General features: G+C 29.5%; 15 protein-coding genes. 1 reads left to right on the top strand and 14 read right to left on the bottom strand.

What is annotated here, in order from left to right; genetic code table 11:
- Positions 1-20: 20 nt before the first annotated feature.
- From HKO22_RS03680 to HKO22_RS03630, 11 genes are all read right to left on the bottom strand, one after another.
- The gene (locus tag HKO22_RS03680) at positions 21-734 is read right to left on the bottom strand and encodes an aminotransferase class IV (protein WP_169968638.1); all 714 of its coding nucleotides are present in this window, start codon (positions 732-734) and stop codon (positions 21-23) included.
- On the bottom strand, positions 718-1,506 hold the full coding sequence (gene aroF, locus HKO22_RS03675; protein ID WP_169968636.1) for a 3-deoxy-7-phosphoheptulonate synthase: 789 nt from the start codon (positions 1,504-1,506) through the stop codon (positions 718-720). Before aroF ends, HKO22_RS03680 begins: the two co-directional genes overlap by 17 nt.
- Complete coding sequence (gene pabB / locus HKO22_RS03670; protein WP_169968634.1) at positions 1,506-3,518, bottom strand: aminodeoxychorismate synthase component I; 2,013 nt, start codon at positions 3,516-3,518, stop codon at positions 1,506-1,508. The genes aroF and pabB overlap by 1 nt, the downstream gene beginning before the upstream one ends.
- The gene (gene aroQ / locus HKO22_RS03665; protein WP_075658525.1) at positions 3,515-3,955 is read right to left on the bottom strand and encodes a type II 3-dehydroquinate dehydratase; all 441 of its coding nucleotides are present in this window, start codon (positions 3,953-3,955) and stop codon (positions 3,515-3,517) included. The genes pabB and aroQ overlap by 4 nt, the downstream gene beginning before the upstream one ends.
- Positions 3,936-5,444 carry a shikimate kinase gene (locus HKO22_RS03660; protein WP_075658523.1) on the bottom strand — a complete coding sequence of 503 codons (1,509 nt, stop codon included), beginning with the start codon at positions 5,442-5,444 and terminating at the stop codon, positions 3,936-3,938. Before HKO22_RS03660 ends, aroQ begins: the two co-directional genes overlap by 20 nt.
- Entirely contained in the window at positions 5,441-6,526 is a 1,086-nt protein-coding gene (gene aroC / locus HKO22_RS03655) for a chorismate synthase (protein WP_075658521.1), read from the bottom strand. Before aroC ends, HKO22_RS03660 begins: the two co-directional genes overlap by 4 nt.
- A complete protein-coding gene (locus tag HKO22_RS03650; RefSeq protein ID WP_169968633.1) occupies positions 6,516-7,751 on the bottom strand; it encodes a 3-phosphoshikimate 1-carboxyvinyltransferase in 1,236 nt (411 codons plus the stop codon). Before HKO22_RS03650 ends, aroC begins: the two co-directional genes overlap by 11 nt.
- On the bottom strand, positions 7,744-8,787 hold the full coding sequence (gene aroB / locus HKO22_RS03645; RefSeq protein ID WP_075658517.1) for a 3-dehydroquinate synthase: 1,044 nt from the start codon (positions 8,785-8,787) through the stop codon (positions 7,744-7,746). Before aroB ends, HKO22_RS03650 begins: the two co-directional genes overlap by 8 nt.
- Before the next feature lie 675 nt (positions 8,788-9,462).
- Positions 9,463-10,254, bottom strand: coding sequence for a metal ABC transporter permease (locus HKO22_RS03640; protein ID WP_169968631.1), 792 nt, complete (start codon positions 10,252-10,254; stop codon positions 9,463-9,465).
- Entirely contained in the window at positions 10,254-10,913 is a 660-nt protein-coding gene (locus HKO22_RS03635; protein WP_169968629.1) for a metal ABC transporter ATP-binding protein, read from the bottom strand. The genes HKO22_RS03640 and HKO22_RS03635 overlap by 1 nt, the downstream gene beginning before the upstream one ends.
- Positions 10,913-11,953: a metal ABC transporter substrate-binding protein gene (locus HKO22_RS03630; protein ID WP_169968627.1), complete on the bottom strand. Its 1,041-nt coding sequence runs from the start codon at positions 11,951-11,953 to the stop codon at positions 10,913-10,915. The genes HKO22_RS03635 and HKO22_RS03630 overlap by 1 nt, the downstream gene beginning before the upstream one ends.
- Before the next feature lie 126 nt (positions 11,954-12,079).
- Here HKO22_RS03630 and HKO22_RS03625 point away from each other — a divergent pair, with 126 nt between their 5' ends.
- Positions 12,080-12,496: a Fur family transcriptional regulator gene (locus HKO22_RS03625; RefSeq protein WP_169968625.1), complete on the top strand. Its 417-nt coding sequence runs from the start codon at positions 12,080-12,082 to the stop codon at positions 12,494-12,496.
- A gap of 213 nt (positions 12,497-12,709) precedes the next feature.
- Here HKO22_RS03625 and HKO22_RS03620 read toward each other — a convergent pair whose 3' ends face one another.
- The 3 genes from HKO22_RS03620 to HKO22_RS03610 all read right to left on the bottom strand — a co-directional run bounded on the left by HKO22_RS03620 (position 12,710) and on the right by HKO22_RS03610 (position 16,057).
- On the bottom strand, positions 12,710-14,008 hold the full coding sequence (locus tag HKO22_RS03620; RefSeq protein ID WP_169968623.1) for a Na+/H+ antiporter NhaC family protein: 1,299 nt from the start codon (positions 14,006-14,008) through the stop codon (positions 12,710-12,712).
- A 260-nt stretch (positions 14,009-14,268) separates the two neighbouring features.
- Positions 14,269-15,339, bottom strand: a complete 1,071-nt coding sequence (locus HKO22_RS03615) for a pyridoxal-phosphate-dependent aminotransferase family protein (RefSeq protein ID WP_211660195.1) — start codon at positions 15,337-15,339, stop codon at positions 14,269-14,271.
- Positions 15,340-15,367: 28 nt separating this feature from the next.
- Positions 15,368-16,057: a GNAT family N-acetyltransferase gene (locus HKO22_RS03610; RefSeq protein ID WP_169968621.1), complete on the bottom strand. Its 690-nt coding sequence runs from the start codon at positions 16,055-16,057 to the stop codon at positions 15,368-15,370.
- Between the last annotated feature and the right edge of the window lie 131 nt (positions 16,058-16,188).

Below are 16,188 nucleotides of genomic sequence, written 5' to 3'. Positions count from 1 at the left end.
CGATCTCCAGTCTAAATATTTTAAAATCCAAATTTTTTTAAATAATCTTGTATTATTTTTGTTTTCACATTCCTATTAAATTTTATTTCGTCAATGGAAACTACATTTCTAACTCCCATTAGTGAATTTGAAATAAAACACTCGTCAAAACTATCTAAATTCTTGGCGTAAATTTTATCTTCAATAATTTCAAAATTCTTAATCAAAAATCCTCGCATTGTTCCCCTTAAAAGTCCCGAAGAAACTGTTGGAGTATAAATCTTATCATTTTTTACAAAAAATATATTGGCGAAAGAAGTCTCACTTATTTCTTCTCTTTCATTTAAAAATAAGGCTGAATCATAACCACCACCTACCGCCAATCCATGCTCTAAAATATTTTCATAATAGGAAAGGCTTTTGTGATAAATTATTTTTGAAGTTGAGTTTCTTTTGACTTTGGAAATTTTCAGTTTATAAGATTTATTATCATTCCTATAATTATCTTCTCTTGAAGTAACAATAAAATTTTTATCTGAAATAATCACTTTCATGGCAAAGTTTTTATTATTTGATTTATCTATATATTCATAAATCTTTTTTTCATCAATATCAGTTTTTATTTCAAAAAAATCCAAAGAATTTTTTAGTCTTTTTAAATGATCTTCTAAAAATAAAGGCATACCATCAACTACTTTTATAGTTTCAAAGACGCCCTTTCCAAAGGAAAAACCATCGTCAAATTCTATTTTCATTAAATTCTCCTACATATTTTGCTATTTTTTCATAGGTCTTATAGTCAATAGTTTGTGCTGCATCACTCATTGCTTCATCAGGATTTGGATGAACTTCAATCATCACTGCGTCAAGTCCAAGTGCAAGTACTGCTTTTACCATTGGGAAAATTAATTCTCTTTTGCCTGTGCCATGGCTTGGATCCACAATTACAGGATAGCCAGTTTTTTCTTTTAAGAGATAAGCTCCTGCAAGATCCAATGTGTTTCTAAGTTCAGTTTCAAAGGTCCTTATACCTCTCTCACAAAAAATTATATTTTCGTTTCCCTCAGCTTCAATATATTTTGCAGCCATCTCCCACTCCCTTATAGTTGCAGAAAATCCTCTTTTTAAAATTATTGGTTTCATTGTTTTCCCAACTTTTTTTAAAAGAGCATAATTATACATATTTCTAGAACCTATTTGGAAGGCATCTACATAATCTTTCATCTTCTCAACATGCTCTTCGCTTAATACTTCTGTTACTATGGGAAGATTGCTTTTTTCTGATGCTTCCTTTAAGTACTTAACTGCCTCAAACCCAAGACCCTGAAAGTCAAAGGGGCTTGTCCTTGGCTTAAAGGCACCACCACGAAGTATGTCTACTCCTATTTCTTTTAACGATAAAGCCTCGTCAACGATGTGTTCACGAGATTCAATAGAGCAAGGACCTGCTATAATAATAGGCTTATTTCCGCCCACCTTTACTTCTTTAATTTTTACAATTTTTCCTTTACTTAATTTATCTTTCATTATCCTTTGCTTCCCTCAATATCTATCTCATCAAAATTATTGTAATAAGATTGCAGTGCAAGAAGAGAACCCTTTGCCTTTAAAACAATTTCATCGAACTCTTCCTCTTCATCTGATAGAATAATAATAGCTCCACCAACTCCAATAGTAGTCTTTTCATCTTCAATTAATGCAGTTCTAATTACAATATTAAAATCCATTGTAGAATTATTTGAAATATATCCAATAGTTCCAGAATAAATTCCTCGTGGATAATTTTCTAATTCATCTATTATTTCCAATGTCCTTTTTTTAGGAGCACCTGTCATTGATCCACCTGGAAAAGTTTTTTTCAGCACATCTATTATATCAACATCATCTTTAATTTTTCCAGAAACTGTAGTAACAAGTTGGTGCAGAGTTTTATAAGTCTCCACATCCATTAATTTTGGCACTTCAACAGAACCAATTTTACAAAATTTACCCAAATCATTGCGAAGTAAATCTACAATCATAAGATTTTCTGACTTCGTTTTCTCTTCATTTTTTAACTCTTCAATTAATTTTTGATCTTCTTCTAAAGAATCTCCTCTTTTTACAGTTCCCTTAATTGGCTTTGTAGTTACAAAATTATTCTTGTCCACCTTTAAAAATCTTTCCATTGAAGAACACGCAATTTTTATTTCATCAAAGGGCAAGTAGGCGCTGTATTGTCCAGGACTTTTTTCTCTCAAATATTCATAATATTTTTTTCCATTTATTTTGTCAAAAATATCTAGTCTATTTGTTAGACATACTTCATAAGTTTCCCCTTCGCAAATTAATTCCTTTATTCTTTTTATGTCATTAATGTAAGTTTTTTTGTCCTTTATAAATTTTAATTTTGGAAAATCTTTTTTTGTATTATCCCCTTTTTTTATTTCAATTTCTTTTTCTAAAATATTTTTTATTTCATTTATCCAATTTTTATCGTCAACATGAGAAAGAAAATATAATTTTTCTTCTTTATGATCGTAAACTAAAGCTCTATCGCAATATTTAAAATAGGCATCGGGATGTTCATAGGAATATTTATTTATTACCTTTTCTGTATCTTTTTTTAATTCATAACCAAAGTAGCCAATATATCCCAATTGAAAATCAAAGGGAAGTGATTCGTCATAAATCCACTTTTTGCGATTTTTCTTTAAGAAATCAAAAATATCTATATTATAAATTTCTACTTCTGAAGAATTTTCAAAGGATTTTTCTACAATTTTTTTATCAACATCGTATTTAATTGTATGGCTCTTAGGCCCTTGAAGTCCAAAAATAGAAAATCTCGAAAGTCCTTCTTCCACCTTGTTGCTGTCTAGCCAAAGAGTTCCTTCACAGTAATTATAAATTTTGTCATAAATATTTTTAGTATCAAAACTCTTATCAATTATTTCATAATAAAGTTCCCTTGTTTTATAAAATTCTTGACAAATATTTATAAAATTTTCTATTAACTTTTCTCCACATTCACTTGCTATGGACTCGGGGTGAAACTGAACTCCATAAATTGGCTTATTCTTATGAGAAATTGCCATTACAATGCCATCACTTGTCCTTGCATCAATATTTATATTTTCAAGTTCTTTGTCCTCGCAAATTAAGGAATGATACCTTGTTACTTTAAAATTATTTTTTATTCCCTTAAATAAATTTTTTCCCTTATGAATCACTTCACTTTGTCTACCGTGCATTGGCTCTCTCGCCTTTAAAATTTTTCCACCATTGTAGTAGTATATTCCTTGATGTCCAAGACAAATTCCCAAAATTGGTTTATTTAATTTTTCAATAATATCTTTACACACTCCAAAGTCTTTTTCTTTTTCTGGACTTCCGGGACCTGGAGAAAGAATTACATTGTCAAAGTCTAAATCTAAAATTTCTTCATAAGTCATCTCGTCATTTTTAATTACAATTGGCTCTACTCCACTAACCTTTCCAATTAATTGAAAAAGATTGTAGGTGTAAGAATCGTAATTGTCAATTATAAGTGATTTCATTTTTTCCCCTTTAAATAATTTTTTAGATATATTATTGCCCTTTTGTATCCATCTATGCCAAATCCTTCAAAGGATTTTATTGCATAGGGCTTAATAAAATTTATTTGTCTAAAGTCTTCACGCTCTGAAACTTTTGAAATGTGAACTTCAACTGTTGGTATACTCACAGATTTAAGAGCATCTAAAATTGCAACACTTGTGTGAGTATAGGCAGCTGGATTTATAACTATGCCATCAACTTTTTGATAAGCTTTTTGAATTTCATCGACAATCGCTCCCTCATAATTTGATTGAAAGTGTATTATATCAATATTTTCTTCAAGAGCAACTTCATCTAATAATTTTAATAAAGTTTCATAGTTTTCACTTCCATAAATATTCACTTCACGAATTCCAAGCATGTTCATATTTGGACCGTCAATTACTAAAATTTTCATAATTTTTGATTTCCTCCAAAATTTTCTCTAAATTTTTTTCTTTATCTTCAATTACTTTTATTCTTATGTGAGAGATGTCTTCGTAAATTTTATGTCTATCTTCATACATTTGTTTAAGATTATTTAAATTTTTAGAAAGGGGTCTTCCTTCGGTTTCAAGGTTCTTTAAATCTCTATCTAAATAAATTACTATTGAATTTTGTAAAATTAAGTCTCTATTTACTTCTTTTAAAGGTGTACCACCACCAGTGGCAATTACTACTCCAGTTTTTTTTGAAACTTCCTTTAAAATTTTGCTTTCGACTTCTCTAAAATATTTTTCGCCCTTATTTTTAAAAATTTCAGAAATTTTCCCTTCTCTTTCTTCAATTAATTTATCTGTATCAAAAAATTCTCTATTAGATTTTTCTGACAATAGCTTTGCCATTGTAGTCTTGCCAGCAGATGGCATGCCAACAAAGACTATATTTTGCATATCTTTTTTTAAATTCAAATAAACTTTTTCTATTAAACTCTTGTCTAGTTTTTCATCTAAAAATAATTCACCAGCAAAAAAAGCTTGCACAACTAACATCAAAAGTCCGGACATAGTTTTTAATCCAAGTCTTTTTGCATCTAAAATTAATTTTGTGTTTAGTGGATTATAAATTAAATCAATTACACTTTCTAAAGCTTGAAATCTAGCGAGATCAACTTTGCATTCCATATTATAGGGATACATTCCAATAGGTGTTGTATTAATTAAAATATTGTAGTCCTTATATTTATCCAATCTTTCGTAATTGTTTTCGCCACTTCTACTTATCACAATTACACTTGTTGCACCTTTGTCTTTTGCAAGTTTTTGTACCATTTTACTTGCTCCACCACTTCCAAGAATCAAAACTTTTTTATCTTTAATATTTATTCCATAGTGATTTAAACTGTAATCCAATCCAAAATAATCCGTGTTATATCCAATTAATTTTCCAGCTCTATTTACAATAGTATTCACTGCACCAATTTCTTTTGCAAGTCCATCTACTTCATTTAAATATTTCATTGAAATCTCTTTATAAGGAATTGTAACATTTATGCCGAGAAAATTTTTATTTTCAAAAAAACTTTCAACATCACTTTTTTTTAAATTCTTTAAATTGTAATTATATTTTTCAAATAGTTCATGAATTTCCTTAGATTTACTATGAGATAAGTCCTCTCCAATTAAACCATATTTAAAATTTTCATTTTTTACTTTTGTAATAATTTTTTTGCTTTCACTAAAAATTTCACTATAAATTGGTCTTATAGAATTTTTAAATTCAGGATCTATTTTATTTTCCAGTTTTTTTATAATTTTATCTTCCCGTGATGAATCTTCTGTATTTAAATTGTTATTTAATTTGTAAATTCCAATTTCCTTTGAAATCTTCATTCGATTTTCTAAAAGATCTACAATTTGTGAATCAATTTGATCCAATGTTTTTCTCGATTCATCTAAATTTTTCATCTTTCACCTTCCATAACTAAATCTAAAATTGCAATTGCCGAAATCATTTCAATGGCAACTAATGCACGAGGCACAATTGAAGGATCATGCCTTCCATGAATATTTAACTTTTCCCTTGTTTTATTTTTTAATGATATTGTGTATTGAGTTTTTCCAATGGAGCTAGTTGGTTTTATTGCAGTTCTAAAAATTATTGGCATTGACGTAGTAAGTCCACCAATTACTCCACCATGATTATTTGTTTTAGTCTTAACTTTTCCATCATCATAATAATATTCATCATTATGGCTACTGCCCGTCATTTTTGCAGCTTCAAATCCGCTCCCAAATTCAATTCCCTTAACTCCTGGAATAGAAAAAACTGCATGAGAAATAACTGATTCAACTGAATCAAAGAAGGGTTCTCCAATTCCCGCTGGCATGTTTAAAATAAAAGTTTCCACAATTCCGCCAATAGAATCTTCCCTTTCCTTTGCTTTTAAAATTTCACTTCCCATTTTTTCTCTTGTATGCTCATCAAAAACTGGTATCTCTTGATTTTTTAAGTCATAAAAAACTTCTTCATCAATATTATTTAAATTTATCTCAACATCCTTTATACTCCCAATGCTTTTTATTCTTGAAAAAATTTTTATTCCTCTGTTTAATAGCAAATCTTCTGCAATAGAACCTGCGATTACAATTGGAGCCGTCATCCTGCCAGAAAATTGTCCGCCACCTCTAATATCGTTAAATCCACCATATTTTACATAGGCCGGGTAATCTGCGTGAGATGGACGAGGATTGTCCTTTAAATTTTCATAGTCGCTGCTTCTTTGGTCCTTGTTTTCAATTACAAAAGCAAGAGGAGCACCACAAGTTATTCCATCAACTTCACCACTTATAATTTGAAAGTCATCAAGTTCACATCTTGCAGTTGAGAATTTATTTTTGCCCGGTCTTCTTCTATCTAAATTTTTTGCGATTAAATCTCTATTTATTTTATAGCCCGCACTTATTCCCTCAATTAAAATACCAATTCCCTTAGAATGAGATTGACCAAATAAAGTTACTTTAAAATTTTTGCCAAAACTATAGGACATTTGAAATTCCTCCCAAAGATTTAAAATCCTTAAAAAAGTTTTTGTAGGATTTTTCCACGCAATCGCTATTATTTATAATAATAGGACCTTCTGCAAAAGTTGCCGCAATAGATGATGCCATTGCAATTCTATGATCCTTATGTGAATCAATTTTTGCACTTTTAAATTTTTCTATTCCACTAAAAGAAAAAGATTCTTCCCTTAGATTAACATCTACGCCTAAATTATTTAGCATCTCAACAGTGCTCTTTACTCTGTCGCTTTCCTTTAATTTTAATCTTTTTATATTTATAACTTCTGTCTCTGTATTAGATGCAGCAGCAAGTACTGAAAGAATAGGAACTGCATCAGGCATATTTTTGGCATCTATAATAATTTTTTTCTTTGGATCTTTAACTCTTTTAAATTGAAATTCATCTTTTAAAATATTTTCATATCCCAAATCCCTGAAAATTTCAATTGCTTTTCTATCTCCTTGCTTAGAATTTTTATCTAAACCTTTGACCTTTACACCACTTGCCAAGAAAAATAAAGCATTGCTCCAATCTTTTTCTACAACATAATCTATCGCTTTAAATTTGCCCCTACAAATATATCCCCTTTTCTTTTCTATTACACAACTTCCAAATTTTCTCATTATATCAATTGTCATGTCGATATACGGTTTTGATTCCCTTTCTGTAGTAATTTTAATATTAAAATCTTCGCCATAAAATCCTGAAGCTATCATAAATCCCGAAACAAATTGTGAGCTAATATTTGCTGGAAGCGTAAAATTATAGTCTTTTAATTTTCCACTTACAAAAATCATATCACCCTTTTCATAAATATCTACGCCATGTTTTGGAAATTCGTGAAAATAAACTGAATTTGTTCGATTAATTAGACTTCCTCTTCTTATGATTTTTGCATCAAGACCAAGTGTTGCAACAATTGGAAGTAAAAATCTAAGAGTAGTTCCACTTTCATTTACATCAAAAGTCACTGGACTTTTGTAAATTTTGGAAGGATTTATATAAAACTTATTATCTTTTTTTATAACTTCAACTCCCAAAGATTTTATTACATTTATTGAAGCTTCAATATCCTTTGAAAGGTCGCTTATTTCAATTATTGGCTTTCCCTTTGCAATTGCGGCACAAAAAATAGCTCTATGTGCATAGGATTTTGATGTAATCCCTGAAATTTCTCCCGAAAGTTTTTTATTTTCAATAATTCTATTCATTTCCCTTACCTAATTCAACAATTTCTCTTAATTCATCAAAAGTAACTTTTTTATTTATTACTTCACCAATTTTTATTGGAAGAATTACATTTATAAGATTTTTATTTATCTTTTTATCGTGTTTTAAAATCTCTAAAATCTCATCTGTATCAAAATCATAACTTGTTGGAAGATTGTGATTTTTAAAGGCTAAAATTAATTCTTTTGAAAAATCGCTTTTTGCTATGCCCATTTTATAAGCAGCTCTTGCCATATAAATTGTTCCAATTCCAATGCTCTCTCCATGATTTAATTTATAGTTCGAAAGGGATTCAATTCCATGACCAATAGTATGACCAAGATTTAATTTTTGTCTTTTTCCCTTATCTCTCTCGTCCTCTTTCACAAAATCAAGTTTAATATTTAGCGATTCATAAATTATTTTTTTATAATCAAGTTTGTTACAGGACTTTAAGTAATAAAAAAGATTTTTATCTTTTAGTACAGAATATTTAAAAATTTCTGCAAGTCCATTGTTAATATTTCTATCGTCCAAAGTTTCTAAAAAGCTATAATCAATATAGACATATTTTGGAAAATAAAAAGATCCTATTTGATTTTTTAAATTCATAAAGTTAATGCCATTTTTACCACCAACTGAAGAATCAATCATGGAAAGAAGGGTCGTTGGCATAGCAATAAAATCAATTCCTCTTAAATATGTTGCTGCAACAAATCCAGAAATATCACCTACAACTCCGCCACCAAAGGCAATTATAATATCTCCTCTGTTAAAATTATTTTCCAGCAAAAATTTATTAATATTTATATAATTTTCCATGGATTTAGACTTTTCTCCAGCAGGAAATTTGAAAATATAAAAATTTAATCCATACATAATATTTTTTAATCTTTCACTGTAAAGATTGTAGACATTTTCATCAGTTATTACTAAATATTTTGAATCTCTATTTTTATTTAAAAAATTTTTTATTTTCTCTTCACATTTATAAACAATATCAATTGTATAATTATTTTCTTTAACTTGAATTTTCATAAAACACTCCTATGCCTTGCTCTCTCTATAATAAAACAAAGATGCCTATAAATAAAGAATCTTATTAGCTTTAAGCTAAAATATTTTTATTCTCACTTTATCTAAATATCATTGCATATTAACAAAAATATATTACAATTAAGACGAGGTGATTATATGAGCGATTATTCTAATTATTTATTTAGACAATTTTTAATTATTTTATTACCCTTTTTCCCTATCATACTTGGAAAGCTAGGTTTTTCTGATTTTAAAAAATCCTTTAAAAAAGAATATTATATTCTTACATACCTCTGCACTTTTATAGCTTTTATTGTTTTTGCTTTTTTCATTTGTTTATATAATCTTGGATTATATTAATCTTGGATTATAAATATAATGAAAATAAATTTTCTCTTTGTTTTATTTTATAGCTTATGTTAATTTTAATTAAAATTATTTATTTCTTAGGAGGACAGCCATGAATTTATTACTCAATTAGTGGAGACTCCTATAATAGTACATTTAGGAAGTGTTGGCATTGGCGAGAGTGGTAATTTGTATTTTTCCGTAACAGGAACATCTTCTTATTTTAAATATTTCTATGAAGAAAATTATGTACACTACGGTCGTCATAGTTAAAAATTAAAACATAAATTATTAATAAAGAGTGAGGACATGTCAAAATCCTCACTCTTATTTTTTCTTTATTAAGAGTATAATCGTCAAAAATAAAACTCCAATTAATACTATTGCTCCTCCTGGCTTTAGCCCAATGTAAAAGGAAGCTACAAGTCCAATTATTGTAAAAATAAAACCGAAGATAGATGAAAGTATAGTTGTCTTTAAATAGCCTAGCTTAAATTGCATTGCGCAGGCTACTGGCACTACCATGAGAGATGATATGATTAAAATCCCAACAGTTCTTGCTGAAACAGAAATTGTAACTGCAATTAAAATCATAAAAATCAAATTTATTCTATCTACATTTACTCCCGATAATCTTGCAGAAGACTCGTCAAAGGAAATATACATGAGATCTGTAAATAAATAGAAAAATAAAATAAATACAATTATTGAAACTATTAAAATTAAATAAAAATCAAACTTTGGAATTGCAATTATTGATCCAAAGAGATATTCTTCAAAGTTTGCACTAGTCTTTACAAATCCAGAAAAAAGTGAAGCAAGACCAATTCCTGTACTCATTAAAATTGCAGTGGAAATTTCTTGATAACCAGGAAATTTTTTTCTAACATATTCAAGAAAAATTGAACCAATTATACATAATAAAAGTGCACCAAGCACTGGCGAAGTTGAAGTAATAAGTCCAAGCATTACACCCGCAAGGGAAACGTGAGAAAGTGCATCTCCAATTACTGAAATCTTTTTGTTTACAACTACAACTCCCATGCACGGAATAATTATTGACAAAAATGCTCCGACAATTAGTGCCTTAACCATATATGAATACTGAAAGATTTCCATTATTTCACTTCCCTAATTTTTTCATCTTTTATCTCAAAAACTTTGTTTACATTTTCTTCAACTTCTTCAAGATTATGTGTAATCATTAGAATTGTAATGGCGTGTTTCCTATTTATATGACTCAAAAGATGGAATAATGAATTCTTGGACTCCCTATCCACTCCAGTCATTGGCTCGTCTAAAATTAAAAATTCTGGTGTAGCCACAAGTGTTTTTGCAATTAAAACTCTCTGTCTTTGTCCTCCAGATAATTCTGTGTAAAGTCTGTCCTTGTATTTTTCCATGCCAACGAGATTTAATGCATTGAAAATTTTTTCTCTGTCGTATTCCTTTAATTTTTTAAACCCCTTGTTCTTTGGATAAAGTGCAAGAGATAAAAGTTCTATTACAGTTATTGGAAATTCCAAACTTGATGGTATGGAAAGTTGTGGAACATATCCAATGTCCTTTAATCCCTTTTTTGTATAAAAAGAAATGGTGCCGGTAAGTGGTTTAAGTTGATTTAATATCAGCTTAACTAATGTCGACTTTCCGGCACCGTTAGAACCTATAAGGGCGATGTAGTCGCCCCTATAAACATCAAAATTTATGTCATCTAAGACTAATTCATCACTGTATTTAAAACTTAGATTTTTGATTTCTAACAATTTTTCCTTCACTATTTTAAAGCACCCACTAAATTTTCTAAATTTTTATCCATGATGCTAAAATATTCTTCATTGTTTTTAATTTCTTCTTCGCTAAGACCTTCAATTGGAGAAAGAACTTTTACCTCGCATCCAGTTTCATCGGCAATAATTTTTGAAACTTTTGGATCAATTAATTCTTCTGTGAAAATAGTTTTAATTTTATTTTCTTTGATGTAATTAATTATTTCCGCCATTTTCTTTGCATCAGGTTCAGTTTCTGCGTTAACACCTTTTATGCCAATTTGAGTTAGACCATATTCTTTACATAAATAGCCATAAGCTTCGTGGCTTACTACAATTGTCTTATTTGGAAGTTTATTTAAAGATTCACTATATTTTGCATCAAGTTCATCTAACATTTTAGCATATTTTTCATAATTTGACTCATAATAATCTGCATTTTCTTTGTCAAGTTCAACAAAAGCATTTTTTATGTTTTCCATTTCTATTTTTGCATTCTTTGGTGAAATCCATACATGAGGATCCATTGGACCATGTTGATGATCTTCGTGATCATGTTCGTCTTCATGAACATGATTGTTGTTTTCTTTAGTTGCATCATGGTTTTTGTTATCTTCAACTTCTTCATGTTCATGTTCGTGTTCTTCTTCATCTTCATCATGATCTGACTTAATGAGTTCAACGCCTTTTGATGCTTCCACAACTTTTAAATCTTTATTTGATAAAGAATTGATAACTTTGTCAGTCCAAGATTCAAGACCTGCACCATTATAAATAAACATATCTGCGTTTTCAAGATTTTTAATTGCATTAGAATCTGGTTCCCATCCGTGAGGTTCTATTCCCTGTGGCATTATCATTTCTACGTCTAATTTGTCTCCAGCAATTTTCTTTGCAAAATCGTACATTGGATAAACTGAAGCATATACCTTTAACCCTTCCTTATTTGTATCTTCTTTTGTAGAGTTTTTCGTATCTGCACCTTTGGAACAGCCTGAAAGTAAAACTATTCCTGCTAATAAAAATAAAATTTTCTTGATATTTTTCATTTTTGCCTCCTAAATAATAATGATTTCCATTAGTTATTATAGCACTAAATTTTTATTATTAAAGTAATTTTTGAAATTAATTAAATTTTGATATAATAATATTAAAGATTGAAAGTGAGTGATTTTTTGAAAAATTTTGAAAATATATTAAAGGAAAATAATTTAAAAATAACTAAGGGAAGGTTAGCACTTTTAAATTTACTTTACAAATCCCATGTGCCAATGAATACTGAAGAAATTTATGAAGCGGTAGACAAAAATTCTTTGCCAAGCTTCACTTCCCTTTATCGAATGTTAAACGAACTCTCTGAAAAGAATATTTTAAAAAAGAATTTGTATCATAATGGACTTTACTATTTTGAATTTGCAAATATGGGACATAGACATTATATCGTCTGCGATAAGTGTGGAAAAATTTCTGCAATCGAAAATTGTCCAATTTCGGAATTTGAAAATATTGCAGAAAAAGAAACGGGCTACACTGTTACAAATCACATAGTAGAACTTCGCGGCATCTGCCCTGATTGCCAAAAAGATAAATAGTTTTTAAATGAATTTATTGTATTTTTATATTTTACGATATCCCACAATATGGAATATCGTTCGTATTATAAAATTTTTCTTTACTTTTACTGAGCTTGAGTTATAATATACTTAGTAAGATAATAATGATTATTTTACATCCTTTACTTATATTTTGACAAAAATAAAAGAGATTCCTGTACACCCCGCAGGAATCTCTTTTATTTTTTAATTTTAAATTATTGTTGTAACAAATCCACCGATTATGATTAATGGAACTCCAAAAAAACAAATTTGTGGTATACAAGTGTCCTTTATATGTTCATGTTGACCGTCAACTGAAAGTCCAGATGTAGGTCCAAGTGTTGTGTCAGATGCTGGTGAACCTGCATCTCCACAAACTGCTGCAATAGTTACAAGTAAAATTGTTGCTGGAATTGAATATCCTAGACTCATTGCAATTGGCACATAAATTGCTGAAATAATAGGAACTGTACCAAATGAAGTACCAATTCCAAGAGTAATCATAAGTCCTAGAAGGATCATTACATAAGATGATATAATTTTTGATTCTCCTAAGGAAGATGTTGCTACTTGAACTAAATCATCAACTGCTCCACATTGCTTAACTACTTCAGCATATCCCGCCGCAAGTAACATTACAAAAGCGATAAATCCCATCATATTAATGCCACCGTCAAGCATTTTTTGCATATCTGACCACTTTACTACACCAGTTACAATTACAAATATTAGCCCAACTAAAGCTCCCAGGGGAAGCGATTTTGTAAATATTTGAACAACAACAGTTATTACTCCCGATAAAAGAACAATTATATGTTTCTTTTCTAGCTTTTCGGGAACTTCAACTATTTTCCCTTCAACGCTTTTAGTCTCGTATTCCCTATCCTTCATAAAGAATATTAAGCCTGCACATAGACCTAAAAACATAATTAATGCAACTATCCAATTTGTTCCAGTTACATCCTTATCTGTTATTGTAAGTCCTGATCTTGCAAAGGAATCAATTATTAAACCGTGGAATATTGCGCCATAACCTATTGGAATTGCAATATAAGGTGCCTTTAGCCCAAACCCAAAAGAAACAGAAAGCATTTTTCTATTCATCTTAATCTTGTTAGTAAGAGCTAGAAGTGGTGGTATCAAAATTGGAATAAAGGCAATGTGAATTGGTATTATTGTTTCTGCGGCAATTGCAATTACTATAATGATAGCACATAATAAAATTTTATTGCCCTTAACTAGTGAACCAATTTTTTTTGCCATTATAGCTGCTGCACCAGTCTCTTCCATACAATAGGCGAGTGAACCAAGAAGAATATAGCTAAGTGCTGTCTCTGCGTTTCCTCCCATTCCTCCTATTAAAATTTGCATCGTCTCAGAAATTCCAAGTCCTGAGATAAGCCCTGCAGATATGCCTGAAATCATCAATGCAAAAAATACAGGAACTTTAGCTAAACATAGAGCTGCCAAAATTATTACTGACAGCACAACTGCATTTGTAAAAATCATATTTCTCCCCTTTTCTTTTTCTTCTTTTTCTTTTTACCCTTATTGTGAATTTTAATCTTCCATATATTATTACAATTTCAAAAAACATATGATAAACTATCCACTAGCATAGCTAATAGTTTATTCACGCTAAAGTACACAAAAAAATATCAGCTCACAACCTATCAAGAGGAGCTGATACGCCAAACTTTTCAAAGGATATTTTCCCTAAGTTTGTCTTTACTCTGATATCTTTCATACTTGCAAGATATCTTAAAATTTTAAATGTTTTTTAATATTTCGTCAAATATTTTTGTAAATTCTTTCATATCACCTAAAGTTGTATCACCCATATGTCCAACTCTAAAAGTTTTATCTGCCATTGAACCATATCCATTAGAAATTACAATACCTCTTTTCGAAAACTCATCACTTAATTTTTCAAAATTTAAGTTTTTTGTATTTTTAACACAAGTTATTGTTGGTGACAAATATTTCTTATTTCCAAAAACCTCAAAATTTTTGTTTGCCCAATCTTTAAAATAATTTGACATCGTTAAATGTCTTTTAAATCTATTTTCAAGACCCTCTTCATTGACAATATAATTAAGCTGATATTCTGCTGCAACCATATTTGAGATAGCTGGCGTTGAAGGATATTGGAAGTTATGCTCCCTTGAATAATTATATAAAAGCAATAAATCCAAATAGTGGCCTCTATTTTCTATTGTCCTTGCTTTTTCTACGGCCTTTGTTGAAAAAGATGCAAAACTTAGTCCTGGCACAAGACCTAAACATTTTTGTGAAGATGTAATAGAAATATCTATCCCATATTTATCTTGATCAATTGGAGTCCCACCAGCAGAACTAACAGTATCAATTGCCCAAATAATTTCACTGTATTTTTCTATAATGGGCTTTAGTTCTTTAAGATTATTCAAAATACCAGAGGATGTTTCATTATGTGTAATTCCAACAAAATCATAATCTTTTTTCTTTAAGACTTCTTCTAATTTATTTGGATCAGTAGCTTCTCCTGGTTCGGTCCTTAAAATATCTGTTTCAATTCCATTTTCGATGCCTAGTTTTTGCCAAAGCTCTCCAAAGGAACCTAGTGCACAAATCAATGCCCTCTTCCTTGTGCAAGATCTAATTGCACCTTCCATAAGTCCAGTTCCTGATGATGTTGAAACTAAAATATCTTCCTTAGTCCCAAAAATTTTTTGCATATTTATTATAATCGATTTTTGAATTTCTGATGCTTCCTTAGTTCTATGTCCTATTACAGGTTTTTCAAATTGTTTTAAAACTTCGCTGCGAACAGACACAGGACCCGGCAAAAATAATTTCATCTTTATTCCCCCTAATATTTAAAGATAATTATTCATTTTCTGCGATAAACCTATCAAAGGGTTTAACTTTCTTAAATAAAATATTGCCCTTATCATCTACAGACACTCCAAAATAATTTGAAGCGAAAATTTCTTTTAATTTATCAATTTCACTAGCATTAATTATAACTTCTTCACCAGTAAAATCAAAATCAATATCTTCTGACTTTAATAAAATAAATCTATCATAACCCTCTTCACATAATTCATCGGGATATTTCTTTTTTAGTGCTACAAGCATATATCCTGAATCCAAAGTATTTTTGTATGAATGATAGTTTTTTGGTGAAACCGTAGACATTTTATGAGTGAAGTTAGAGTCTTTATATTTCTCTTCTAATTTTTCCCTTGTAATATTTTGAAGATTTTTCCCCCTATACTCCTTTAAAACAGCAACTGTATCATTTATAATAACTTTTTTTGGATCTAAATAAAAGTCCACATCATAGGCCAAGTTTTCCTCATCATTAGGAACTTTAATACTTCTGTAAGCAACAAGTTTATCCCCATCATAAACTCCAATAAAAGCTCCTCCATTATCTATTATATGTTCCAAGTCGCTCTTTGAGTCGTGTGAGAAAATTTCTTTATTTTCTATTCCCTCGTAAACTTCTGAAGTAAGTTCATAAATTTTATCAATATGTTTTTTTCCTAAAAATTTAAATGTTAATTTTTCCATAGGACTCCTTTCATAGTACCCTATAACAATATTTTATCTAAAAATAAATTTTACTTAAACGTTTGTTGCATTTTTTTAATACATTGGTTTTAATGCATTAGTATAAATGATGTGTTTTAATAATTTTACAA

The organism is Peptoniphilus faecalis (assembly GCF_012976305.1).
Taxonomy (GTDB): Bacteria; Bacillota; Clostridia; order Tissierellales; family Peptoniphilaceae; genus Peptoniphilus_A; species Peptoniphilus_A faecalis.
This window is presented reverse-complemented; position numbering and strand designations above follow the sequence as displayed.

What these genes read in the sequence shown, in the direction of transcription:
- HKO22_RS03680 (WP_169968638.1), bottom strand. Translation starts at nt 734, where the DNA reads ATGAAAATAGAATTTGACGATGGTTTTTCCTTTGGAAAGGGCGTCTTT.
- HKO22_RS03640 (WP_169968631.1), bottom strand. Translation starts at nt 10,254, where the DNA reads ATGGAAATCTTTCAGTATTCATATATGGTTAAGGCACTAATTGTCGGA.
- pabB (WP_169968634.1), bottom strand. Translation starts at nt 3,518, where the DNA reads ATGAAATCACTTATAATTGACAATTACGATTCTTACACCTACAATCTT.
- HKO22_RS03610 (WP_169968621.1), bottom strand. Translation starts at nt 16,057, where the DNA reads ATGGAAAAATTAACATTTAAATTTTTAGGAAAAAAACATATTGATAAA.
- aroC (WP_075658521.1), bottom strand. Translation starts at nt 6,526, where the DNA reads ATGTCCTATAGTTTTGGCAAAAATTTTAAAGTAACTTTATTTGGTCAA.
- aroF (WP_169968636.1), bottom strand. Translation starts at nt 1,506, where the DNA reads ATGAAAGATAAATTAAGTAAAGGAAAAATTGTAAAAATTAAAGAAGTA.
- HKO22_RS03660 (WP_075658523.1), bottom strand. Translation starts at nt 5,444, where the DNA reads ATGAAAAATTTAGATGAATCGAGAAAAACATTGGATCAAATTGATTCA.
- aroQ (WP_075658525.1), bottom strand. Translation starts at nt 3,955, where the DNA reads ATGAAAATTTTAGTAATTGACGGTCCAAATATGAACATGCTTGGAATT.
- aroB (WP_075658517.1), bottom strand. Translation starts at nt 8,787, where the DNA reads ATGAAAATTCAAGTTAAAGAAAATAATTATACAATTGATATTGTTTAT.
- HKO22_RS03650 (WP_169968633.1), bottom strand. Translation starts at nt 7,751, where the DNA reads ATGAATAGAATTATTGAAAATAAAAAACTTTCGGGAGAAATTTCAGGG.
- HKO22_RS03630 (WP_169968627.1), bottom strand. Translation starts at nt 11,953, where the DNA reads ATGAAAAATATCAAGAAAATTTTATTTTTATTAGCAGGAATAGTTTTA.
- HKO22_RS03615 (WP_211660195.1), bottom strand. Translation starts at nt 15,339, where the DNA reads ATGAAATTATTTTTGCCGGGTCCTGTGTCTGTTCGCAGCGAAGTTTTA.
- HKO22_RS03620 (WP_169968623.1), bottom strand. Translation starts at nt 14,008, where the DNA reads ATGATTTTTACAAATGCAGTTGTGCTGTCAGTAATAATTTTGGCAGCT.